Source organism: Lentzea sp., assembly GCF_035525475.1.
GTDB lineage: Bacteria > Actinomycetota > Actinomycetes > Mycobacteriales > Pseudonocardiaceae > Lentzea.
Genome location: NZ_DATLEC010000216.1, coordinates 1 through 20899 on the forward strand (window position 1 = coordinate 1; position 20899 = coordinate 20899).

Genomic DNA, 20899 nt, shown 5'->3' on the forward strand with positions numbered 1-20899 from the left:
GGCCTTGGTGATCACCTCGAGGGACCGCTCATAGCGGAACGCGGGCCGGATGCGCTTGAAGATCCGCGGCACGGTCTCCAGGTTGTGCGCGAGCACCTCCGGCCGGGACTCGAAGACCTCGGCCAGCTGCTCGGGGACGGCGTTGAAGTCCGGGATCAGCAGCTCGACACCGGTGCCGGGGTTCAGCGCGTGGATCTGGTTCACGGTCTCCGCGTACAGCCACGCGCCGCCGTCCTCCAGGTCGTCACGGGCGACGCCCGTCACGGTCGAGTAGCGCAGGCCCATCGCCTGCACCGACTCGGCGACGCGGCGGGGTTCGTCGCGGTCGAGGTCGGCGGGCTTGCCCGTGTCGATCTGGCAGAAGTCGCAGCGCCTCGTGCACTGCTCGCCGCCGATCAGGAACGTGGCCTCGCGGTCTTCCCAGCACTCGTAGATGTTGGGACAGCCGGCCTCTTCGCAGACCGTGTGCAGGCCTTCGCGTTTGACCAGGCTCTTGAGCTCCCGGTATTCAGGGCCCATCTTCGCGCGCGTCTTGATCCAAGACGGCTTCTTCTCGATCGGCGTCTGGCTGTTGCGGACCTCGAGCCGCAGCAGCTTCCGACCCTCTGGTACCACAGTCACCACCTCACCCTACGCTGCGTCCCCGCGTGTCCGGCGTCACGCAGGAGGTCGCTACGGCAGGTCCGGCGTGATCCCGGTCAGCTTGGTCGTGAGCTCCCACAGGCGGTTGGCGGCGAGGTCGTCACGGGCCGCGGCGGTCATCCGCGCGACGGCCGGGTAACCGCGCAGCCCGTTGAAGCCGCTGGGGCCGTAGTACTGGCCACCGCGCGCGTCGGGGGAGGTCGCCGCGTAGAGCTGCGGCAGCGCGCCCATCTCGGCCGACTGCGAGAACAGGTGGCTGATCTTGCCGCCGACGCGGATCAGCGGCGAGTTGTGCGCGCTGGCCATGTTGTTGGTCAGCTCGGTGGCCGTGATGCCGGGGTGTGCCGCGATGGACGTCACGTCCGGCGAACGGCGGTCCAGCTCGCGCGCGAACAGGATGTTGGCCAGCTTGGACTGGCTGTAGGCGCCGCGGGAGCTGTACGGGCGGTGTTCCCAGTTCGGGTCGTCGAAGTCCATTCGGCCGTACTGGTGCATCAGCGACGAGACGGTGACGACGCGCGCGCCCGGACGTTGCCGCAGCGCGGGCAGCAGCAGGAAGGTAAGCGCGGCGTGGCCCAGGTGGTTGGTGCCGAACTGGAGCTCGAAGCCGTCGGCGGTCCTGCCGTGCGGGACGGCCATGATGCCCGCGTTGTTGACGAGCACGTCGAGCTCGCCGACCTTCCCGGCGGCGGCGCGCACGGAGCCCAGGTCGGCGAGGTCGAGCTCGAGGACCTCGGCCGACCCGCTGACCGCGCGCCGTGCCTCCTGGCCCCGCTGGACCGAGCGGCAGCCCATGATCACGTGGGCGCCCCCGGCCGCGAGCACCTGGGCGGTGCGCAGGCCCAGACCGGAGTTCGCCCCCGTCACGAGGACGGTGCGGCCGGTCTGGTCGGGGATGCCCGCTTCGGTCCAACGACTCATGGAGTCATTCCTACCGCCCGGTAACTGCCGAGCGGAAGATGTGCGTCGAGTACCGCTCGCAACACCGGCTCGTCGGCGGCGAGCTCCGCGGTGACGCGGTCCTCGTCCACCCGGCCCTCCAGCGCGGCGGCCTCCATGCGGGCGGTGAGCTTGTTCTGCCAGCGGTGGTCCAGCGCCAGCAGCAGCTCGTTCGCCGAACCGAAGACGTCCGGATCCACGATCAGCGGCGCGGACGGGTCGTGACGAGCGTCGCGCAGCACGGCGTCGAGCGCGTCACGTCGGCGGTAGTGGTCTGCCCAGCCCATCTCTCGTACCCCCGGTCTCTCGCATACCCTCGGTATGACCCGACCATACCACCGGTACGTACCGCCGGTATGTGAGATACGTTTCGTCCGTGCGAACAAGGCGTGCCGAGTACTCGGAGTCGACCAGGCAGGCGCTCGTCGACAGCGCGGTCGACCTCTTCACCAAGCGCGGGTACGCCGGGACCTCGCTCGACGAGGTCGTCAAACGCGCCCGTGTGACGAAAGGTGCGCTCTACCACCACTTCAGCGGCAAGCAGGCGTTGTTCGAGGCGGCCTTCACCCAGGTCGAGACCCGCTCGATCGAGTCGCTGACCGCGGTGGTCACCGGCGACGGCGCGCCCTGGGACACCGCGATCGCGGGCCTGCGCGCGTACGTCCGCAAGTGCCTGGAGCCGGAGTACCAGCGGATCATCGTCCACGAGGGGCCCGTCGTGATGGGCTGGGAGCGCTGGCGCGAGGCGGAGGAGCACTTCAGCTTCGGTCTGCTCCGCACGGCCGTGCAGCTGCTCGTCGACGCGGGGGAGATCGAGGAGGCGCCGGTGGAGATCATGGCCCGGCTGCTGTTCGGGGCGCTGTCCGCGAGTGCCAGCACCATCGCGAGCTCGCCCGACCCGAAGCGCACCGGTCGTGAGGTCGAACGGGCCATCCTGCGGATCGTGGAGGGATTGCGCAAGAAGTAGTCGAGTTCCACCCTAGCGGCCGGGCGCAACGTCGATCACCACGCGGACAACGAGGTGGTCAGCATCATGATCGAACCGGTCAGCACGCGCCTGGGACTCGACGGCAAGGTCGCCCTTGTCACGTCGGGGACGCACGGGCTCGGTCTCGCCATCGCGAGCAAGCTCTGCGACAACGGCGCCCACGTCATCCTCACGACCTCCGACGACGACGTCGACCTGGAGCGCGCGAAGCTCGTGCTCGCGGGCAAGCCCGGCTCCGTGGCGATCGCCCAGATGGACATCCACGACGAGAACGCGGTGCGGACGCTGCTCGAGCGGATCAAGCAGGAACGCGGTCAGCTGAACCTGTTCGTCCACCACGCCGAGTCGCCCGACCTCACGCCGTTGCTCAACATCGTCGAGCCGCTCGCCAAGTCCCTCCAGGACGGCGGCCGCGTGGTGATCGCCGGCTACACGGTGACCCCGGTGCACGGCGTGATCAGGACGCTGGCCCTGGAGATGGCCTGGTACAAGGTGGCCGTCAACGCCGTCGTCACCACCGTCGTCGACAACGGCCCCATGAACATCGACCCGGAGCTGGTCGACAGGCTCGCCATCAGGAGCCCGTCCGGTCGCGTCACCCTGCCGCAGGACGTCGCCAACGCCGTGTCGTTGCTCTGCACCGACGAGGCCGCGTGGATCCAGGGCCAGGTGATCACCGTCGACGGCGGTCTCGAACTGCTCGAGCGGTGGGGCGAGACGCGCTGAAACGGTGGCGGTGATGGCCGAATCGCGTGTACGGGTACGCACTCGGACATCACTCGAGTTGTTCCGGTCCGCGATTCGGTTCTTCACCTCGCTGTGAGCGGGCAGTGACCCCAAGTCATCCGCCGATAAGCGTTGTGAATTGGTCGTGGCGCATCTGGAGTAACGTTTCGCGCAGTCGGACCCCGTGCTTGCCCGCACGGTCACCGAGTGTAAAACTCGAATTGGTGACCTGGGGGTAAGAGGGGGTCGGATGATCAGAGTGCTACTCGCCGAGGACGTGCAAATGGTCCGAGGCGCTTTGGTCGCTTTGTTGAATCTCGAACCGGATATCGAGGTCGTCGCGTCCGTGGCAACGGGTGACGAAATAGTCTCGGCAGTTGCCAGGAACAAGCCGGACGTGGCGGTCCTGGACATCGACCTCCCCGGTATGGACGGTCTTTCCGCGGCCACGGTGATCCACGACACCGCTCCCGAGACGCGCACGCTCATTCTCACGAGCCTGGGGCGGCCGGGCACTCTGCGCCGCGCGCTCAACGCGCGCGTCAACGGTTTCATCCTCAAGGACGCTCCCGTCGGCGAGCTCGCGGACGCCATTCGCGGCGTCTCGGTGGGGCGCCGGGTGATCGACTCCCAGCTCGCGCTCTCGGCGTGGGACACCGACGAGTGCCCGTTGACGCCGAGGGAGCTCGAGGTGCTGCGGCTCGCCTCCGACGGCGCGGACGCCATGGAGATCGCCACGACGCTGTTCCTGTCCGTCGGCACCGTCCGCAACTACCTGACGGCGGCGACGGCCAAGCTCGACGCCCGCAACCGGGTGGACGCGGTCCGCATCGCCCGCAAGTCCGGCTGGTTCTGAGCCGGCCCGTTCCTGATCTTTGCAACAGGTCTTTTGCCGACGAAGTCAAAAGACCTGTTGCTAGGGCGCAGGTCAGTGAGGTGCGCCAAGATCGTTCACTGCTGTGTTGCGGCGTGTCGCGGGCTGTCAGGGCGTGAACGGCGTCGCGGGGATCGCGGCGTGCACGTGGAACGAGCCGTCGCCGACGTGGCGGGCGGTGAAGGTGCCGCCGGCGGCCTGGACGCGTTCGGCCTGGTTGCGGACGCCGTTGCAGTCGGCGGAGACGGCGCGGTCCGGGGCGCCGTCGTTGATCACGTCCAGCAGGACCGTCGTGCCGGACTGCCGCACGCCGATGGTGCAGGTGCTGGCGTCGCTGTGGCGCAGGACGTTCGTGACGGCCTCGCACAGGACGGCGGCGAGGACGGTCTCCACGGGTTCCGGGAGCGGGTCGTGGTTGAGCTCGACGCGGACGTCGATGTTCGACGCCGTCAGCATCGCCTTGGCCGAGTCGGACGTCGTCGCCAGCGAGATCGGGCGGTAGGCGCGCGCCAGTGAGCGCACATCGGCCAGCGCGGAATGGGTGATATCCAATATATCGCTCATGTGCTCCCGCATCCACTCCCAGTCGTGGTCCGGGCTGTCGGTGACGATCCGCTGGGCGAGCTCGGTCTTCAGCTTGATGGCGCTGAGGCTGTAGCCGAGCAGGTCGTGCAGGTCGCGTGCCACGCGGACGCGTTCGGCGGCGACCGCGGCGGTGGTGGCGCCCGCGGTCGCCAGGACCGGGTCGACCGCGGGGAGAGGCGTCGGCCGCGGTGGCGCCGGCCAGTCGCGGTGGGTGGCGAAGCCGGTGGCCAGGCCCGCGAGCAGCAGGGCGATGGCCGCGGTCGTCATCATCACCTCGCCGTGCGCGGCCTCGGCGAGACCGGTGGCGACCACGATGGCCACGAAGACGGCCCAGCCGAACGCGGGGCGCATTACGAGGAGGGCGTTGCCCGCGACCAGACCCGCGACGCCCGCCCAAGAATGTCCGAAGGCGAGATAGGGCAGCACCAGCAGTGCGATCTGGGTGGCCAGTGTGAGGTGTCCTCGCAAAGCGTCCAGATGCCGGAAATACGACACTTGCAGCAGGACAAGTAGTGCTAAATCAATGAGCGACACCGCCAATTCGGTGATCTCGCCGACGAGAAGTAGCGCGCGGGTCAGGTCGGTCAGGCAGACCGCGACGAACACCGCGACGACGATCGCGCGGTATCTCGGTATCGCAGGCGTTGTATTCACGTGCCCCCCAAGAGCATCCGCTCCAGGGCAAACGCCCTCAAGACACGCGCCCAGGCCGAATACTAGACAGGCGTGAGCAGTTCAGGGCGCCTACTGAATCGGTTAAGAAGATCAATTTGCATTGATTCGCGGGTCAATGTCACGCCAATGGCCGAGTATTTTCCGGATTTCGTCACGGCATGTGGTCGATCGATTACCCGACGGGATGGTTCGGGTTCGTTTGGGTATATGAATTTCTCACGTCCGGAGCAGTAGTTCGCCATCCGAGAGTCATGGCGGCATACGTGGCGGGCGATAGCCCCGCTCAGGTGAACTTGATGGCACGACCAAGTTGACCGCCGCTGAGCAGGGGAGGCTCCAATGGAGATCAAGGTTCTGGGACCGCTGGAGGCACGGGAGAACGGTGTCTCGATCGCGCCGAGCGCGGTGAAGCCCAGGCAGGTGCTCTCGCTGCTCGGACTGCAGGCGGGTCACGTCGTGACCGTTCCTACGCTGATCGAAGAGCTCTGGGGGATGACACCGCCACGCAGCGCACTCACGACTCTGCAGACCTACGTGCTGCAGGTCCGCCGGCGCATCGAGGCGGCCATGCCGGGCGAGGGGCCCGGTGTCGCGAAGAACGTCCTGGTGACCCGGTACGGCGGCTACATGCTGGACGTTCCGCCGGAGAGCGTCGACGTCCGCAGCTACGAGCGGCTCGCGAGCGCGGGCCAGCGGGCGTTCGAGGTGGGCGACCTGGAGTCGGCGAGCCGCCTGCTGCGCAGCGCGTCCGAGGTGTGGCGCGGGCCGGTGCTGGTGGACGTGCAGATCGGCGTCCGCCTGGGCATGGAGGTCACCCGGTTGCAGGAGAGCCGCCTCGGCGTGCTGGAGACCCGCATCGAGGCCGACCTCCAGCTCGGCAAGCACCAGTCGCTGCTGAGCGAGCTGTCGGTGCTCACCGCGCAGCACCCGATGCACGAGAACCTGTGCGCGCAGTACATGCTCGCGCTCTACCGGGCGGGCAGGCAGTGGAAGTCGCTGGAGGCCTACCAGTCGCTGCGGGACACGCTGATCGAGGAGCTGGGGCTTGAGCCGTCCGAAAGGCTGCGTCAGCTGCAGCGGGCGATCCTGAGCTCCGAGCCGTCGCTCGACAAGCCGTTGTCCCCCCGTCAGCTGGAGCGCCAGCTCGCGGGCTGAAGACCGTTCGGGAGCAACCGTGGATACCACCGGTGCAGGTGCGTTGGTCAAGGCGCTCGAGGACGTCGGCTGCGAGGTGATCTTCGGGATGCCCGGCGGGACGATCCTGCCCGCCTACGACCCGCTGCTCGACTCGGTGAAGATCCGGCACGTGCTGGTGCGCCACGAGCAGGGGGCCGGGCACGCGGCGCAGGGGTACGCCCAGGCGACCGGACGGGTGGGCGTCTGCATGGCGACATCGGGGCCCGGTGCGACGAACCTGGTGACGCCGCTGGCGGACGCGTACATGGACTCCGTGCCGATCGTCGCGATCACCGGGCAGGTCAACCGGTCGCTGATCGGCACGGACGCCTTCCAGGAAGCGGACATCCGCAGCATCACCCTGCCGATCACCAAGCACAGCTTCCAGGTGCACGACCCCGCCGACATCCCGCGCGTGATCGCCGAGGCGTTCGCGCTCGCGATGTCGGGGCGGCCGGGCCCGGTGCTGGTGGACCTGCCCAAGGACGTGCTGGTCAGCGCCACGACCTACACCCCGCCGAAGCTCGTCACGCCGTCGCGCCCGCTGATCTCGCCGGTGCAGGTCCGCAACGCCGCGCAGCTCATCGGTTCCTCGAAGCGGCCGGTGTTCTACGTCGGTGGCGGCGTGATCCGCAGCGGTGCGGCGCCGGAGCTGCTGAAGTTCGCGGAGAGGACCGGGATCCCGGTCGTCACCACGCTGATGGCGCGCGGCGCGTTCCCGGACTCGCACCGGCTGCACCTGGGGATGCCGGGCATGCACGGGACGGTGCCCGCCGTCGCCGCGCTGCAGCGGTCCGACCTGCTGCTCGCGCTGGGAACCCGGTTCGACGACCGGGTCACCGGGCTGCTGCCGGAGTTCGCGCCGCACGCCGCGGTGGTCCACGCCGACATCGACCCCGCCGAGATCTCCAAGAACCGCAAGGCGGACGTCGGCATCGTCGGCGACTGCCGGGACGTCCTGGCCGCGCTCTCCGCCGTCGTCGGCAGGGCACCTGACCTCACCGAGTGGTGGAAGTACCTGGACGGCCTGCGGACCACGTACCCGCTGGGCTACGACTGGCCCGCCGACGGCATGCTCGCCCCGCAGTACGTGATCGAACGGCTCAGCACCCTCGCCGGGCCAGAGGCCATCTACACGGCGGGCGTCGGCCAGCACCAGATGTGGGCCGCGCAGTACGTGCGGTACGAACGCCCCGGCTCGTTCATCAACTCCGGCGGCGCGGGCACGATGGGCTACGCGGTGCCGGCGGCGATGGGGGCGCGGGCGGGCGCACCGGACCGCACGGTGTGGGCGATCGACGGCGACGGCTGCTTCCAGATGACCAACCAGGAGCTCGCGACCTGTGCCGCCGAGGGACTCCCGATCAAGGTCGCGATCATCAACAACGGCAACCTCGGCATGGTCCGCCAGTGGCAGACCCTGTTCTACGACGGCAGGTACTCCAACACGAGGCTCGGCACGCACGACCGCCACCCCGACTTCGTGAAGCTGGCCGAGGCGCTGGGGTGCGTCGGCCTGCGGTGCTCGGATAAGTCCGAAGTGGACAGCGTGATCCTCCAGGCGATGGCGGTCACCGACCGGCCCGTCGTGGTCGATTTCGTGGTGGGGCAGGACGCCCAGGTCTGGCCGATGGTGGCCGCCGGCACGGGCAACGACGAAGTCATGGCAGCGCGGGGCATCCGGCCCCTGTTCGACGAGGTGGAGTGATGACCAGACATTCGCTTTCCCTGTTGCTGCGCAACGAGCCCGGCGCGCTGGCGCGGATCGTGGTCCTGTTCTCCAGCCGCGGCGTCGACGTCGAGTCGCTGAGCCTCGGTCCGGCCGGCAGGGGCGACCTCTCGCGCCTCGACGTGGACGTCGCGCTGCAACCCGGCCGCACGCTCGCCCAGCTCGTCAAGCAGCTCGGCCGGATCGTCGACGTGAAGAGCGTCGTCGACCGCACGCACGACGAAGCCCTCGAACTTCCCGCCTAGCGACAAGAGGAGTTCGGCCGAACGCCCGGCTGGGTGTCCCAGCCGGGCGTGTCGCGTGGGGCCTTCAGATTCGGAACGCGGCGCCTTCGACGTCGACGGGGCCCTGCCACGGGCTGCCGTCGTGCATGTCGATGTAGGTGTGGGCCTGCGTCTTGAACTTGTTCCTGTTCGGGCTGATCTTGCCGAGGTGGCTCGCGTTGATCGAGCCGACCGGGTTGCCGTTCTCGTCGCGGTGCGCGTGGTGGGTGATCCAGAAGCTGAACTGGCCGTCCTTGGCCATCGTCCAGACGCCCCGGCCCTCGAGCGGGTCGGGGCTGCCCGGCTTGGTCACGCAGTGCAGCTGGTAGTCGGCGGTGAAGTCGCAGAACAGCGGTGCGTACAGCGGTGGCTCCTCGATGTGGATGGTCACCGTGAGGTCCCAGCGGCCGACGAGCGCGGTCTCGTAGTTCGGTTTCGCCGTGGCACCGGCGGCGACGACGACGGGGACGGCCAGCGCGCAGGCGGCCACGGCCGCCAGCGCCTTCTTGCGGACGTTCATGGGGATGTGCCTCCGGTCGGGTGCAACGGGGAGTGGAATGCGCTGAGTGTTGTTCGCCCAGCTCAAGCACTCCTGTAGCGCTGGTTGCGCCTGCCGCGCCCGCGAACGAGCCGGAACCGCGCGTTCGAGCCGTGTTGCACCCGTTCTGCAGGCGGCTGCTCCACGATTGCGCGTCCGTCGTACGCAACCGGTTGGGAGTCCCGCACATGCAGACATTCACTCCGAGACGTTCGGCCTTCCTGGCGCGAACAGGGGCCATCACCGCCGTGGTCCTGCTGGCCTTCGCCGGCCTGGCCGCCACGGCGAACGCGACCGGCTGCACGCCGGTGGGCACATGGACGGGCCAGGTGACGCGCGCGGACGGCGGCCACCCGACCAAGCTGGTGTTCAAGGCCGGCGGGAACGTCTTCATCACCAACGAGCAGAACACCACCACGAAGGGGTCGTGGTGGGTCACCGGCACCGACACGTTCCACTACAGGGTCCGCGGCGAGAAGGTCTACGACGAGAACGGCGCGTACTTCGCCTACGTCGACTTCGACCAGGACGCTGTCCAGAGTGGACCGAACAGCTTCACCAGCTCCGGTCCGTCCACCTTCTACCTCGTGGACGGGACGGATCTGGGCACCTCCACCATCACCTTCGCGATGACCAGGGCCTGACGGCGGCCGGAGCCGGGTCCTGCCCCGGCTCCGGTCCGCGTGTCCCGTGCCGTCAGGCCAGGAAGGCGGCGTGCTCCTCGACCCACTGGCGGAACGTGCGGGCGGGCTTGCCCGTGATCCGCTCGGCGGTGGCACTCGTGTCGGCGACGACGCCGACCGCGGCCTCCCACTGCGCGAGCAGCGAGGTGAGGATCGGCGGCGGCACGAAGTCGCTCATCTGCGCCGCACCCTCCTCGCGGGTCAGAGCGTTGATCACGAGGTCGCGGCCGAGCACCTCGCCGATGATCTCCAGCTCCCGCCGGAACGTCAGCGACTCGGGGCCGGTCAGCAGGACGGTCTGACCCTCGAGCGTCTTCTCCGTCAGCGCGACGACCGCCACGTCGGCGATGTCGTCCTCGTGCACGGGCGCGACCTGGGCCTCGGGGAACACCTGGTCGATGGTGTCGCCGGCCTTCAACGAGTAGCTCCAGCCGAACGCGTTGCTCATGAAGGCACCGGGACGCAGGATCGTGTAGGTGAGGCCGGAGCCGGCCACCGCCTCCTCGACGACCTTGTGGTGGTGCGCCAGGGGGTCCTCGTCGGCTCCCGGCAGGCCGACCGTGTTGGACGACAGCAGGACGACCTTCTCGACGCCGGCCTTCTCGGCCTCGTCGAGGAACTTCACGATGCCGTCCGGCTCCGCGTACAGCAGCACCTTGGAGACACCGGCGAGGGCCGCGACGAAGGTCTCCTGGTCGTTGAGGTCCAGTGCGACGGTCTCCACACCGTCGGGAACGTCGAGCTCCGCGGGGTTCCGTCCGGACGCGCGGAGGCTGTGACCCGCCGCGTAGAGCCGCTGGAGCACGCGACGGCCGACGTTGCCGCGCGCTCCGGTGACGAGGATGGTCATGGTGGGCTCTCCCGATCTGGGTGTTCGTCTGAATGGCTGATCACGCTCAGTGTCCACGCGATCACTAGAACGGCACTAGACCGGGCTTCAGGCCACCACTTCCCACGTGCGGAAACACCGCTTCATCCCGTGGGCGGCGCCGAGAAGATCCCCACAAAACGACGTGGTCGCCGCGACTCCTCGCATCGAGGTGTCGCGACGACCACGTGAACCCGCCGCATGGGCGGCTTTCTCCTGTGCGCCTGCGAGTCAGGCGGCCTTCGGGACGTGCTTGTCGACCACGGCCGCGTACTTCTCCAGCGTCTCGCCGGGCGAAGGACCGTCGAGCGCCTTGTGGATGCCCTCGGCGATCTCACCGTGGCGGTGCAGGTCGGCGTGGGTCAGCGTGACCTTCGTCGTCGTCGGGCCCACGACCTCGAAGTCGACCTTGATGAACGATGCCTTCTCGTCATCGAGGATCGGCTGCCAGTAGGGGCCGACCCGCCACGTCATCACGAGGCGCTTCGGCGGGTCCCACTCGGTGATGGTGCCCCAGGCGACCTCCTCGCCGTCCGCGCCGCGCTCGAAGTAGCGCCCGCCGACGAACGGTTCGATCGTGATGGCCTGCCGGTCCTTGACGAACACGTGCGTCTCCGGCCACCACTCGATCGGCTTCGACGCGAAGATCGCGAACGCCTGCTCGATCGTCGCCTCGACCGTCACCGACTTGGCGACATCGGGAGTTGAGGCCATGTGGCCCTCCTCGCGAGTTTCTGGAATGGGGTGATGTCGGCGTCGACCGTGCCCGGTTTGTCTCAACCCCACCTGGAACCGGGGTCGAACCAGGACGGCTCGACCGGATGTCCAGCGGGGCCACCCATATTCGCGGCAGCGAAACCGGCAGACCGAGGAGTTGTCGTGCCCCCAGTCAATGTTGCGGTCCACATCGAGGTTCAGACGTTCTACGCCCGGCAGATGCGGCTGCTCGACGCGCTGGACGTCGAGGGCTACGCCCAGACGTTCACCGAGGACGGGGTCACCGACCACGCCCACCGCGGTGAGAAGGTCGAGGGCCGTGCCGCCCTGATCGCCGGCGCCAGCGCCGCCCTGCCCCGGTACAAGGGTGTCGCGGTGCGGCACTGGAACGACCACTACCTGATCGACGAGGTCGACGAGAACACGCTCGTCGTCAGCTACGCCTCGCTCGTCACGCGCACGACGCTGGACGGTCAGGTCAGCTTCGAGCCGACGTTCTCCATCGAGGACGTGCTCGTGCGCATCGACGGCGAGCTCTACACCAAGTCCCGCACCATCCACCGCGACCTGCCCGTTCAGGCCGCGTGATCTGAGGAGGTGACGAGGTGACTGCTCACAACACCGGCCTCGCGGCTGTGGCGGAGAAGGTCAAGCTGCTCGCCGCGGAACACGCGGCGCGAGCGGACGCCACCCGCAGGCTGGCTCCCGAGGTCGTGGAGGCACTGCGCGAGGCGGGGTTCGCGCGGCACTTCGTCGCAGCCGAACGCGGTGGCACGCAAGGAAGCTTCGCCGAGCTGACCCAGGCCGTCCTGTCCGTCGGGCAGGGCTGCTCGGCCGCGGCGTGGTGCGCGTCGCTGTCCGCCTACTCGTCGCGGTTCGCGGCACTGCTGCCGGAACTGGGCCACGAGGAGATCTGGGCGTCCGGACCGGACACGTTCGTCGTGACCGGCCAGCCGCCCATGGGCAGGGGCACGGCGGTGGACGGCGGGCACCGGCTCAGCGGCCGGTGGACCTACGTCAGCGGCGTGGACTTCGCCGACTGGGCCCTGCTGTGCGGCATGGTCGGCGACGAGGGCCGCTTCTTCGCGTTGCCGCGCAAGGACTTCACCGTGCTCGAGACGTGGGACAGCGTCGGCATGAAGGCCACCAGCAGCCACTCCGTGGTGGTGGACGACGTCCTGGTGCCCGCCCACCTGTCGTTCTCCCGCGCGGATCTCGTCACCGGCACCAGCTGGTCGCCGGTGCCGAGCCACAACGTCCCGTTCCAGGCGGTCGGCGGTCTCACGTTCGCCGCTCCGGCCGTCGGTGCGGCGATGGGAGCGCTTGACGCGTGCGTTTCGGTGCTGTCGGGGAAGAAGCAGTCCGTCACGTCCGCGGTCGACCTGGTCCGCGCGTCCGGCCAGGTCGAGTCGGCGAAGCTGCTCGTCGAGCAGAACGCCGGAGTGCTCGACGACCGCGAGTTCACCCCGGCCGCGATGGCGCGCAACGAGCGCAACGTCGCCTACGCCGCCGAGGTCCTGGTCGACGCGGTCGGTGGCCTGGTGCGGGCCGCCGGCACCAGCGGACTCGCGGAAGGCGGTGCGTTGCAACGGTTCTGGCGTGACGTCGTGAGCAGCTCCAGCCACGTGGCGTTGCGCTACGAGACCGCGTCCGTGCGCACCTATCCGGCGTCGCTCTACGGCTGAGCACCGGATCCGCCCCAGGCCCTGGCGCCCCTCCCGGCGCCAGGGCCTTCAGCGCGCCCGATCGGCTCCGCCGCGACCTGACCGCGCCTCAAGCGGACGGGGTCACCCTGGTCATTCGACCGGCAGTCGTCGCTACCGAACGCGGGGAGCAGAACACGGTGGACTCGACCGGCCTTCCAGCCGCGACGAGTAGGCAGTACCCGCAACCTCACCGGCGTTCGTGCGCAGCGAAACATCTGTGATCTGAGGAGAAACAGTGACCTCCACCAATGTCAATCCCGACCTGGAGTCGCCACCGGCGGCTGCCACTGCGCAGGCGACCCAGGTCGCCGGCGCGGCGGCCCCCGACAAGAGGCGGTGGGCCGCCTTCGTGATCATGACCGTCGCCGTGTTCATGGACATGCTCGACGGCAGCATCGTCAACGTCGCACTTCCCTCGATCCAGCGCGACCTCGGCGCCACCTTCGGCCAGCTGCAGTGGATCACGGCGGGCTACGTGTTCGCGTTCGCCGTCACGCTGATCACCGGCGGGCGGCTCGGCGACATCTACGGCCGCCGCCGCATGTTCCAGCTCGGTGTCATCGGCTTCGCCGTGTCGTCGCTGCTGTGCGGCATCGCGATCGACCCGAGCATGCTGGTCGGTGCCCGCCTGCTGCAGGGCCTGTCGGCCGGTCTGATGGTGCCGCAGGTGCTGTCGATCATCCACGTGACCTTCCCCGACGAGGAGAAGGGCAAGGTCTTCGCGGTCCACGGCATGGTCGGTGGCATCGCCGCCACGGTCGCGCCGCTGATCGGTGGTGTGCTGGTCGCCGCGAACATCTTCGGCTGGGACTGGCGGCCCATCTTCCTGATCAACGTGCCCATCGGCATCATCGGCTGCGTTCTCGGCTACAAGTTCATCCCGGAGTCGAAGGCGCCGCACGCGATGCGACTCGACCTCATCGGTGTCGTGCTGGCCACGGTCAGCCTCGCGATGCTGCTGTTCCCGCTGACCTTCGGCCGCGAGCTGCACTGGCCCGTGTGGTCGATCGTGTCCATGGTCCTGTCCGTCGGCGGTTTCGCCGCGTTCATCGCCTACGAGCGGGCGAAGCAGCGCCGCGACGGTGCGCCGCTGGTGCCGCTGAGCCTGTTCAAGGCCCGCAGCTTCTCGTCGGCGCTCGCGCTGATGCTGGTGACGTTCTCCTTCACCGGCATGTTCATGCTGGCGCTGTACCTGTTCATGCAGGAGGGCCTCGGCTTCTCGCCGCTGCGCAACGGTGTGACGCTGCTGGCGTTCTGCATCGGCGCGTTCCTCACGGCGTCGGCGTCGGTCATCGCACTCGTGCCGAAGTTCGGCCGGTCGGTGCTGCAGGGCGGCGCGATCGTGGTCGCGCTGGGAATCGGCCTGTTCCTGCTGGTCAACAACGGTGAGCTGACCAGCTGGGCCATGGTGCCCGCGCTGTTCGTCATCGGTCTGGGCTTCGGCGCGCTGGCCACGCCGATCTCGCTGTTCGCGCTCACCGACGTACCCCACAAGGACGCGGGCGCGGCGTCGGGCCTGGTCAGCACCCAGCAGCAGCTCGGGTTCACGCTCGGCATCGCGATCGTGTCCCTGGCGTTCTTCGCTCCGCTGACCTCGTCCGCCGCCACCAGCGCGGAGGAGCTCACGCCCCAGCTGCGCCAGGAGCTGGTCGTGGCGGGCGTGGCGGCCGAGCGCGCGGACGAGATCGCCGGCTCGTTCAAGGCGTGCACCGTCGAGCACCTCGGCGGAGCGGCCGCACCGGGCACCTCGTCGAGCTGCGTCTCGGTGGCGCAGGACCCGCAGGCGAAGCCGGTCGTGGAGAAGTTCGCCGCGAAGGCGGCCGGCAACACGCACTCGGGTGCCTTCGACATCACCCTGTGGGTCGGACTCGGCCTGGCCGTGCTGGCGTTCCTGCTCGCGGGAGCGCTGCCGAAGAAGCTCGCTCCGCCGCCCGGCGTTGCCTGAGCCCGCACCACTGAGAATGCCCCAGGCGTTTCCCGCCTGGGGCATTCGGCTTCGCGGAGGTCAGAGGCGCGTGGCATCGGCCTCTACCTGGACCGGCCCGATCAGCGGTGTGCCGTCGGGCAGGTAGACGTAGGCGACGGCCCTGGTGGTGAAGCCCGTGCGGGTGACCTCGCCGAGGTGGGTCGCGTTGATCGACCCGTTCGGCTCGGGGTGGGTGATCCAGAAGCTGATCGTGCCGCGACCTGTCTGTGTCCAGATGCCGTCACCTTTCTGCGGAGGCCCACCGGGTTTTGTCCCGCAGTGAAGTCGATGGTCAGGGGTGAAGTCGCAGATCATGGGGCCCTGCTGCGGCGGCACGCCGTTGTGGACGGTCACCATCACGTCCCACCTGCCGACGAGGCTGACCTCGTCGGCGGCGCTCGCCGAGCCAGCGGCGGCGAGAGGGAACGCGAGCAGGCACGCGGCCAGCGCGATGCGTGCGCGACGGGATTTCTGAGATGTGGTCAAGGAAAACGCCTCCAGCTCGGTTGACGGGGTGTGCGAAGTGGGCCAACGCCGAAGTGGCCACCCGCGACGAGGCGGATGGCCACTCCGTTCCACGTTCCGGGTTACGCGGTCTTGACGCCCGCGGCCACCAGCAGCGGGCCGTGCACGAAGGTGCGGTCGCGCTCGGAGCGCTCGCGCTGCTCCGCCAGCCAGCCGTCGGCCTGCTCCTGGCTCACCGAGCCGGCGTCCACGCCCGCCTTCGCGATGCTCTCCAGCACGTGCACGCAGTCGTCGTACCTGGTGTAGACGCAGGTGAACGCCTCCGCCTGGACGTCGGTGAAACCGTTGTCCAGCAACAGGCCCCGCAGCCTCCGCCCGCTCCACGGGTTGCTGATCGTGTCCGCGAACGCCCGCAGCAACGTCCGCGTCACCTCCTTGTCGTCGGAGTCGACGCACCAGCCGTCGGCGTCGATGTCGATCAGCACGATCCGCCCGCCGGTCTTGAGCACCCTGCGGGCCTCGGTGATCGCGACCTGCGAGTCGGCGAGGTGCTGGTACACGCGCTCGGCGCGGTAGCCGTCCGCGGAGGCGTCGGCCAGCGGGAGCTGCTCCGCGCCGGCGACCCCGTAGTCGCAGTCGGGGAAGCGTTCGCGGGCGACGTTGATCATGCCCTCGCTGGGGTCGACCCCCGTCACCTCCGCGCCGCGCTTGGCGAGCTCCGCGACCGAGATCCCCGCTCCGCAGCCCACGTCGACGACCCGGTCGCCGGGCCGCACGCCGAGCAGGTCGTAGGACCGCTCGCGCAGGGCGGGAATCGGGGCCATGTTCTCCGCGTGCTCGATGAACGCCACCAGCTTGGCCGCGCCCGCGCTCGAGTCCACATCGGAGAAATGACCGAGTTCTGCTGTCTGTTCTGACGAGGTGCTCAACTGCCCCCTCCTTCGTGAAGACACTTCTCATCCACGGTCAGGGTCCCGGCGAGGACTTGGAGGTGCCTGGAACGGTCCTGGACAGGCGCCTCGACCTGACGTCGAGCCCGGTGCCCGATCCTGGGGAGGACGAGGAGGCCGGATGACGACTACGGCGGTGACGACAACATCGGTGACCGAGGCGTTCCGCGACCAGGTGGCCAGGACACCGGACGCGGTCGCGGTGTCGGCGGGACGGGACACCGTCACCTACGCGGAGCTCGACGGCTGGTCGGACGCGCTCGCGTGGCGGCTGGCGGAGGCAGGGGTGCGGCCGGGCGACCGGGTGGCCGTCTGCCTGGAACGCTCACCGGAGCTGGTGGTGGCGCTGCTCGGCGTGCTCAAGGCCGGAGCGGCCTACGTCCCGGTCGACCCCGCCGATCCCGGCGGGCGCACGACGATGATGCTCGCGGACTCGGCCGCGGGCACCGCGCTGTCCACACCGGACAAAGCCGAGGTCTTCGCCGGCGTCGTGGCGCTGGAGGTGCCGCCCCGCCCGGACGGGCCCACGGCGCCGTTCGGCACGCCCGTCGCACCGGACGACCTCGCGTACCTGATGTACACCTCGGGGTCCACGGGCAAGCCGAAGTCCGTGATGGTGGAGCACCGCAACATCACGAACCTGGTGACCGAGCCGAACTTCGTGGACATCCGCGCCGACGACCGCGTCCTGCAGCTGGCGCCGGTCGCCTTCGACGCCGCGACGTTCGAGATCTGGGGCGCGCTGCTGAACGGGGCACGGCTGGTGCTGGCGCCACCCGGAGTGGTGCACGCCGACGAGCTGGGCGATCTGTTGCAGGACAACGGCATCACCACGATGTGGCTGACCGCGGCGCTCTTCCACCGCCAGATCGACGTGGACGTCGAGGCGTTCCGCGGGCTGCGCACCGCACTGGCCGGCGGTGACGTCCTGTCCGTGCCGCACGTGCGACGGCTGCGCGACACCTTTCCCGGCCTGCGGATCGTCAACGGCTACGGGCCCACCGAGACCACCACTTTCGCGCTGTGCCACGGCATCGCGCCCGACGAGGAGCTGAGCGGCACGGTGCCGATCGGCAGGCCGCTGCAGAACGTGGACGTCAGGGTGGTCGACGACGCGGGGAACCCGGTGCCTCCCGGCACGCCGGGCGAGCTGCTGATCGGCGGCGCCGGGGTGTCCCGGGGCTACTGGCGGCGTCCCGAGCTCACGGAGCGGGCGTTCGTCGAGCGGACCTTCGGCGGCGTGACCGGCCGGTACTACCGCAGCGGGGACCGGGTGGTCCGCAGGCAGGACGGCGTGGTCGAGTTCCTCGGCAGGATGGACGACCAGTTCAAGCTGCGCGGGTACCGGATCGAACCGGGCGAGGTCGAGAACGCGCTGACCGAGCACCCCCGGGTGCGTGCCGCGGCCGTGGCGGTCCGGGAGCACCACGACGGGGACCGGCGGCTGGTCGCGTGGGTCGTGAGCGCGGAGGACGACTTCGACCGGCGGGCGCTGCGCACCTACCTGCGCGCCCAGCTGCCCGAGCACATGGTGCCCGCCGCGTTCGTCTCCGTGGCCGAACTGCCTGTCACCGGCAACGGCAAGGTCGACCGCAAGGCGCTGCCCGACCCCGACTGGTCATCACGGTCCCTGTACGTCTGAGCGCACGAAAGTGGGGCTTCCCGGCCGGGAAGCCCCACTTTCATGTCCTGAGAGGACGGAGTCAGCCCTGAGCCCAGTGCGGCGTCTCGAGGATCTCGACCACGGCGGCGGTCCACACGTAGCCGCCACCCGCGCACTGCAGGAGGACGAAGTCGCCGGGCTTCGGCTGGCGCTCGGCGAGCACGTGGTCCAGTCCGAGGACCACGTCGACCGTGCCGACCATGCCGATGTCCTTGCCCCAGTCGTAGGCGGTCTTGGCCCGGTCGACGCCCAGCAGGTTGTACAGGCCGTGCACCGCGATGGTCTCGGCGAGCTGCTGGTGCAGGAAGAACCGGACGTCGCCGAGCTCGATCTCGGCCTCGTGCAAAGCCCGCTTCACCGAGTGCTGCACGCCACCGGAGATCCGCTCGACGATCTCGTCGAGGTCGATCTCCTTGTTGTGCATGTAGTCCTGCATGCTGCGGTCGAGCTGCAGGGTCTTGCCGTCGGGGAACGGCGCCGTGCTGAACTCGGCCCGGCAGCGGCCCAGCGGCTCCAGCGAGGGGTCGCCGTAGGAGAACATCGACCGGATGCGGGCGAAGCCGGACCGGGTGGACAGCACGACCGCACCGCCGCCGTCGCTGTCGACGTTCTGCTCGTGGGAGTTCCACCGGTCGATGAAGGGCAACTGGAACGCGTCGCCGCCGGTGACCAGCGCGGCGTGCGTGTCCGGCTGCGCGTGCAGGTAGGAGGCGGCGAGCTCCATGCCTCCCAGGAACGCGTTGCAGCCCTGCCTGACCTCGAACGCCGGCGCGTTGCCCCCGATGGTCTGCTGCTGCACGAAGCTGGCCGGCGTCCACAGGTCGAGCCCCTGGTGGCCGACGTAGCTGTGCACGACGATCGCGAACTCGTCGTGCGAGAGCCCCGACCGCGCCACCGCCTCCCGGCCCGCGACCGCCGCCATCACCGGTCCGGTCTCACCGGGCGCGGCCACGCGGGCGGCGCGGTAACCGTTCAAGGCCTTCTTCTGCTCGGTGTACCGTCCGGCGGCGATCGCCTCGTCGACGGTCTCCACCTGGTCCGGCAGGTAGGTTCCGATGCCGGCTATGTACAGGTTGTCCCAACGCATTGCGATCTTCCCCTCGAGTGGCTCAGGCGCTCAGCTGATCCAGCTCCCGCACCACGGCGGAGACGGTCGGCGCCTCGTAGAAACGACGTAATGTGATCTTGACGCCGAACTCGGCGTGGATGCGGCGGACCAGTTTGGACGCCAGCAGCGAGTGGCCGCCCAGGTCGAAGAAGCTGTCGTCCGGCGCTATCTCCGGCAGGCCCAGCACTTCAGCGAACAACGTGCTCATCTGCTCTTCTCGCACGGTCACCGACCTCTCCCCAGTAGGTGTCGACCCAGTAGGTGTCGGCGCGGTTTGCCGACGCGGCACCACCTTCCCGCGCGAGGGTCGAACACAGCTCGCGCGGAGGCGGAACCTTCACGCGGACAACGCCTCGTCGAGCTCGTCGTCGTCGAACTCCTCGACGGACAGGACGCCCGACGCGGTGGCGAAGTACCGGTCGGTGAGGCTGGGCGACTGCGCCACGGCACGCAGCATGGTGAGCTTGTGCTCGGTGACCTCGAGCTGCGCGACCACCAAAGTGTTGCGGTAGCACTCGAACAGCCCGTCCAGCAGGTCGTCGGCGTACGCCGCCAGCCGCTTGTCCAGCGCCGCCGGGTCGTGCAGCGCGTCGCCCACCGCCGTGGTGAGGAGCTCGGCCTGCCAGAAGGCGTCGTTGATGCCGCGCGCGGTGATGGAGTCCTTGTGGTGCGCCGCGTCGCCGACCAGTGCCCAGCCGGGACCGGAGGCCTGGCGGAAGAAGTTCTGCTGGTCGCCGCTGCCGTGCATGCGGTCGACCTGCTCGCCGGCCATCGCCCGTTCGTACAGGGCGGGCGCCGTGGTGCGGATGCTCTCCAGGTAGTGCGCCTGCGGATCGGCGCGCACGGCGTCGAAGTCGGCCTGCGGCGAGTACGAGGCGATGAGCGTCGCGTCGTTGGTCGGCACCACGCCGATCCAGTTGCCCGGCCGCTCGTAGAGCTCGAAGTCCGCGGGCAGCCCGGTCCAGTAGCTGTAGTACGCGCACGTTCCCAGCGGGTCCTGGACGACGTGGGGAGCGCCGAGGTGCTTGGCCGTGGCCGACCGCATGCCGTCCGCTCCGACGACCAGATGCGCGTGCTCCCTGGAACTCCCGCCGCGGAACTCGACGCCGGTGGCCCGGTCCCCGTCGAAGACCACTCCGGAGACCGAGGTCCCTTCCCGGAACTCCACGCCCGCGGCGACCGCCGCGTCGATCAGGATCTTGTCGAGCAGGTGGCGCCGCGGCGCGTAGGCCGCACGCTGGTCTCCAGCCGGCAACGAGCACCCGGTCAGCCGGACGTCCGCGACCTGGTAGACCGCGCGGTCCAGAGCCGGGCAGCCGGTGGCCACCACGGTGTCCAGCACGCCCCAGCGGGCGAGCCGGTCCACGCCGGGCTGGTGGACGTACAGCGTGGACAGCTTGTCGCTCGGGAACCGCGCCCGGTCCACCATCAGGACCCGGTACCCGGCTCGGGCGAACTGCAGCGCGGTGGAGGATCCCGCGACCCTCGCGCCCACCACGATGACGTCGTACATCGTCGACCCCCTGTGACAGTCCGGTTCTCGCCGCCAGCGTGACAGCGGCATCTCGGCATCGGCTCGACTCCGCGTCCCCGGCGTGCCCGGCGGACTCCTGGTCGAGCAGCGCTGGACCGGGTTTC

23 protein-coding genes are annotated in these 20899 nt (G+C 69.3%); 11 read left to right on the plus strand and 12 right to left on the minus strand.

The window, feature by feature from the left end:
* From VM306_RS33100 to VM306_RS33110, 3 genes are all read right to left on the minus strand, one after another.
* Positions 1-621 (minus strand): lipoyl synthase (locus tag VM306_RS33100; RefSeq protein ID WP_325521894.1); only part of this gene is annotated, 621 nt, incomplete at its 3' end.
* Positions 622-672: 51 nt separating this feature from the next.
* Positions 673-1563 carry an oxidoreductase gene (locus VM306_RS33105; protein ID WP_325521896.1) on the minus strand — a complete coding sequence of 297 codons (891 nt, stop codon included), beginning with the start codon at positions 1561-1563 and terminating at the stop codon, positions 673-675.
* Entirely contained in the window at positions 1560-1868 is a 309-nt protein-coding gene (locus VM306_RS33110; protein ID WP_325521898.1) for a hypothetical protein, read from the minus strand. The genes VM306_RS33105 and VM306_RS33110 overlap by 4 nt, the downstream gene beginning before the upstream one ends.
* Positions 1869-1957: 89 nt before the next feature.
* On the opposite strand from VM306_RS33110, the gene VM306_RS33115 reads away from it, so the two are divergent.
* The 3 genes from VM306_RS33115 to VM306_RS33125 all read left to right on the plus strand — a co-directional run bounded on the left by VM306_RS33115 (position 1958) and on the right by VM306_RS33125 (position 4151).
* Positions 1958-2548, plus strand: coding sequence for a TetR/AcrR family transcriptional regulator (locus VM306_RS33115; protein WP_325521899.1), 591 nt, complete (start codon positions 1958-1960; stop codon positions 2546-2548).
* 66 nt (positions 2549-2614) lie between these two features.
* On the plus strand, positions 2615-3295 hold the full coding sequence (locus VM306_RS33120) for an SDR family NAD(P)-dependent oxidoreductase (RefSeq protein WP_325521901.1): 681 nt from the start codon (positions 2615-2617) through the stop codon (positions 3293-3295).
* A gap of 250 nt (positions 3296-3545) precedes the next feature.
* Positions 3546-4151, plus strand: coding sequence for a response regulator transcription factor (locus VM306_RS33125; RefSeq protein WP_325521903.1), 606 nt, complete (start codon positions 3546-3548; stop codon positions 4149-4151).
* A 126-nt stretch (positions 4152-4277) separates the two neighbouring features.
* Here the strand turns inward: VM306_RS33125 and VM306_RS33130 are convergent, their stop codons facing one another.
* Positions 4278-5360 carry a sensor histidine kinase gene (locus VM306_RS33130; RefSeq protein WP_325521905.1) on the minus strand — a complete coding sequence of 361 codons (1083 nt, stop codon included), beginning with the start codon at positions 5358-5360 and terminating at the stop codon, positions 4278-4280.
* Positions 5361-5768: 408 nt separating this feature from the next.
* On the opposite strand from VM306_RS33130, the gene VM306_RS33135 reads away from it, so the two are divergent.
* From VM306_RS33135 to ilvN, 3 genes are read left to right on the plus strand one after another with little or no spacing between them, the layout of a single operon-like run.
* Positions 5769-6584, plus strand: a complete 816-nt coding sequence (locus VM306_RS33135) for an AfsR/SARP family transcriptional regulator (RefSeq protein ID WP_325521907.1) — start codon at positions 5769-5771, stop codon at positions 6582-6584.
* A gap of 19 nt (positions 6585-6603) precedes the next feature.
* Positions 6604-8313, plus strand: coding sequence for an acetolactate synthase large subunit (locus VM306_RS33140; protein ID WP_325521909.1), 1710 nt, complete (start codon positions 6604-6606; stop codon positions 8311-8313).
* Positions 8313-8579 (plus strand): acetolactate synthase small subunit, encoded by a 267-nt coding sequence (ilvN, locus tag VM306_RS33145; RefSeq protein ID WP_325521911.1) that lies wholly within the window; start codon positions 8313-8315, stop codon positions 8577-8579. Before VM306_RS33140 ends, ilvN begins: the two co-directional genes overlap by 1 nt.
* A 64-nt stretch (positions 8580-8643) precedes the next feature.
* Here ilvN and VM306_RS33150 read toward each other — a convergent pair whose 3' ends face one another.
* A complete protein-coding gene (locus VM306_RS33150) occupies positions 8644-9117 on the minus strand; it encodes a hypothetical protein (RefSeq protein ID WP_325521913.1) in 474 nt (157 codons plus the stop codon).
* 206 nt (positions 9118-9323) lie between these two features.
* On the opposite strand from VM306_RS33150, the gene VM306_RS33155 reads away from it, so the two are divergent.
* Positions 9324-9779 carry a hypothetical protein gene (locus VM306_RS33155; RefSeq protein ID WP_325521915.1) on the plus strand — a complete coding sequence of 152 codons (456 nt, stop codon included), beginning with the start codon at positions 9324-9326 and terminating at the stop codon, positions 9777-9779.
* Between the two features lie 52 nt (positions 9780-9831).
* Here the strand turns inward: VM306_RS33155 and VM306_RS33160 are convergent, their stop codons facing one another.
* Positions 9832-10668: an NAD(P)H-binding protein gene (locus tag VM306_RS33160; protein WP_325521917.1), complete on the minus strand. Its 837-nt coding sequence runs from the start codon at positions 10666-10668 to the stop codon at positions 9832-9834.
* A gap of 249 nt (positions 10669-10917) precedes the next feature.
* On the minus strand, positions 10918-11400 hold the full coding sequence (locus VM306_RS33165) for an SRPBCC domain-containing protein (RefSeq protein ID WP_325521919.1): 483 nt from the start codon (positions 11398-11400) through the stop codon (positions 10918-10920).
* A 165-nt stretch (positions 11401-11565) separates the two neighbouring features.
* Between VM306_RS33165 and VM306_RS33170 the strand changes: the two genes are divergently transcribed.
* The 3 genes from VM306_RS33170 (at position 11566) to VM306_RS33180 (ending at position 15054) form a co-directional block, all read left to right on the plus strand.
* Positions 11566-11991, plus strand: a complete 426-nt coding sequence (locus VM306_RS33170; RefSeq protein WP_325521921.1) for a nuclear transport factor 2 family protein — start codon at positions 11566-11568, stop codon at positions 11989-11991.
* Positions 11992-12008: 17 nt separating this feature from the next.
* Entirely contained in the window at positions 12009-13088 is a 1080-nt protein-coding gene (locus VM306_RS33175) for an acyl-CoA dehydrogenase family protein (protein ID WP_325521923.1), read from the plus strand.
* Positions 13089-13344: 256 nt separating this feature from the next.
* Entirely contained in the window at positions 13345-15054 is a 1710-nt protein-coding gene (locus VM306_RS33180; RefSeq protein ID WP_325521925.1) for an MFS transporter, read from the plus strand.
* 60 nt (positions 15055-15114) lie between these two features.
* Here VM306_RS33180 and VM306_RS33185 read toward each other — a convergent pair whose 3' ends face one another.
* A complete protein-coding gene (locus VM306_RS33185; protein ID WP_325521927.1) occupies positions 15115-15561 on the minus strand; it encodes a hypothetical protein in 447 nt (148 codons plus the stop codon).
* A 101-nt stretch (positions 15562-15662) separates the two neighbouring features.
* A complete protein-coding gene (locus tag VM306_RS33190) occupies positions 15663-16469 on the minus strand; it encodes a methyltransferase domain-containing protein (RefSeq protein ID WP_325521929.1) in 807 nt (268 codons plus the stop codon).
* A 142-nt stretch (positions 16470-16611) separates the two neighbouring features.
* Here VM306_RS33190 and VM306_RS33195 point away from each other — a divergent pair, with 142 nt between their 5' ends.
* A complete protein-coding gene (locus VM306_RS33195) occupies positions 16612-18132 on the plus strand; it encodes an amino acid adenylation domain-containing protein (RefSeq protein WP_325521931.1) in 1521 nt (506 codons plus the stop codon).
* 61 nt (positions 18133-18193) lie between these two features.
* On the opposite strand, the gene VM306_RS33200 is transcribed toward VM306_RS33195, so the two are convergent.
* The 3 genes from VM306_RS33200 to VM306_RS33210 form a co-directional block, all read right to left on the minus strand.
* Positions 18194-19240, minus strand: a complete 1047-nt coding sequence (locus VM306_RS33200; protein ID WP_325521933.1) for a ketoacyl-ACP synthase III family protein — start codon at positions 19238-19240, stop codon at positions 18194-18196.
* Positions 19241-19262: 22 nt separating this feature from the next.
* Positions 19263-19490, minus strand: coding sequence for a phosphopantetheine-binding protein (locus tag VM306_RS33205; protein WP_325521935.1), 228 nt, complete (start codon positions 19488-19490; stop codon positions 19263-19265).
* Between the two features lie 108 nt (positions 19491-19598).
* On the minus strand, positions 19599-20774 hold the full coding sequence (locus VM306_RS33210) for an NAD(P)/FAD-dependent oxidoreductase (RefSeq protein ID WP_325521936.1): 1176 nt from the start codon (positions 20772-20774) through the stop codon (positions 19599-19601).
* Positions 20775-20899 lie beyond the last annotated feature (125 nt).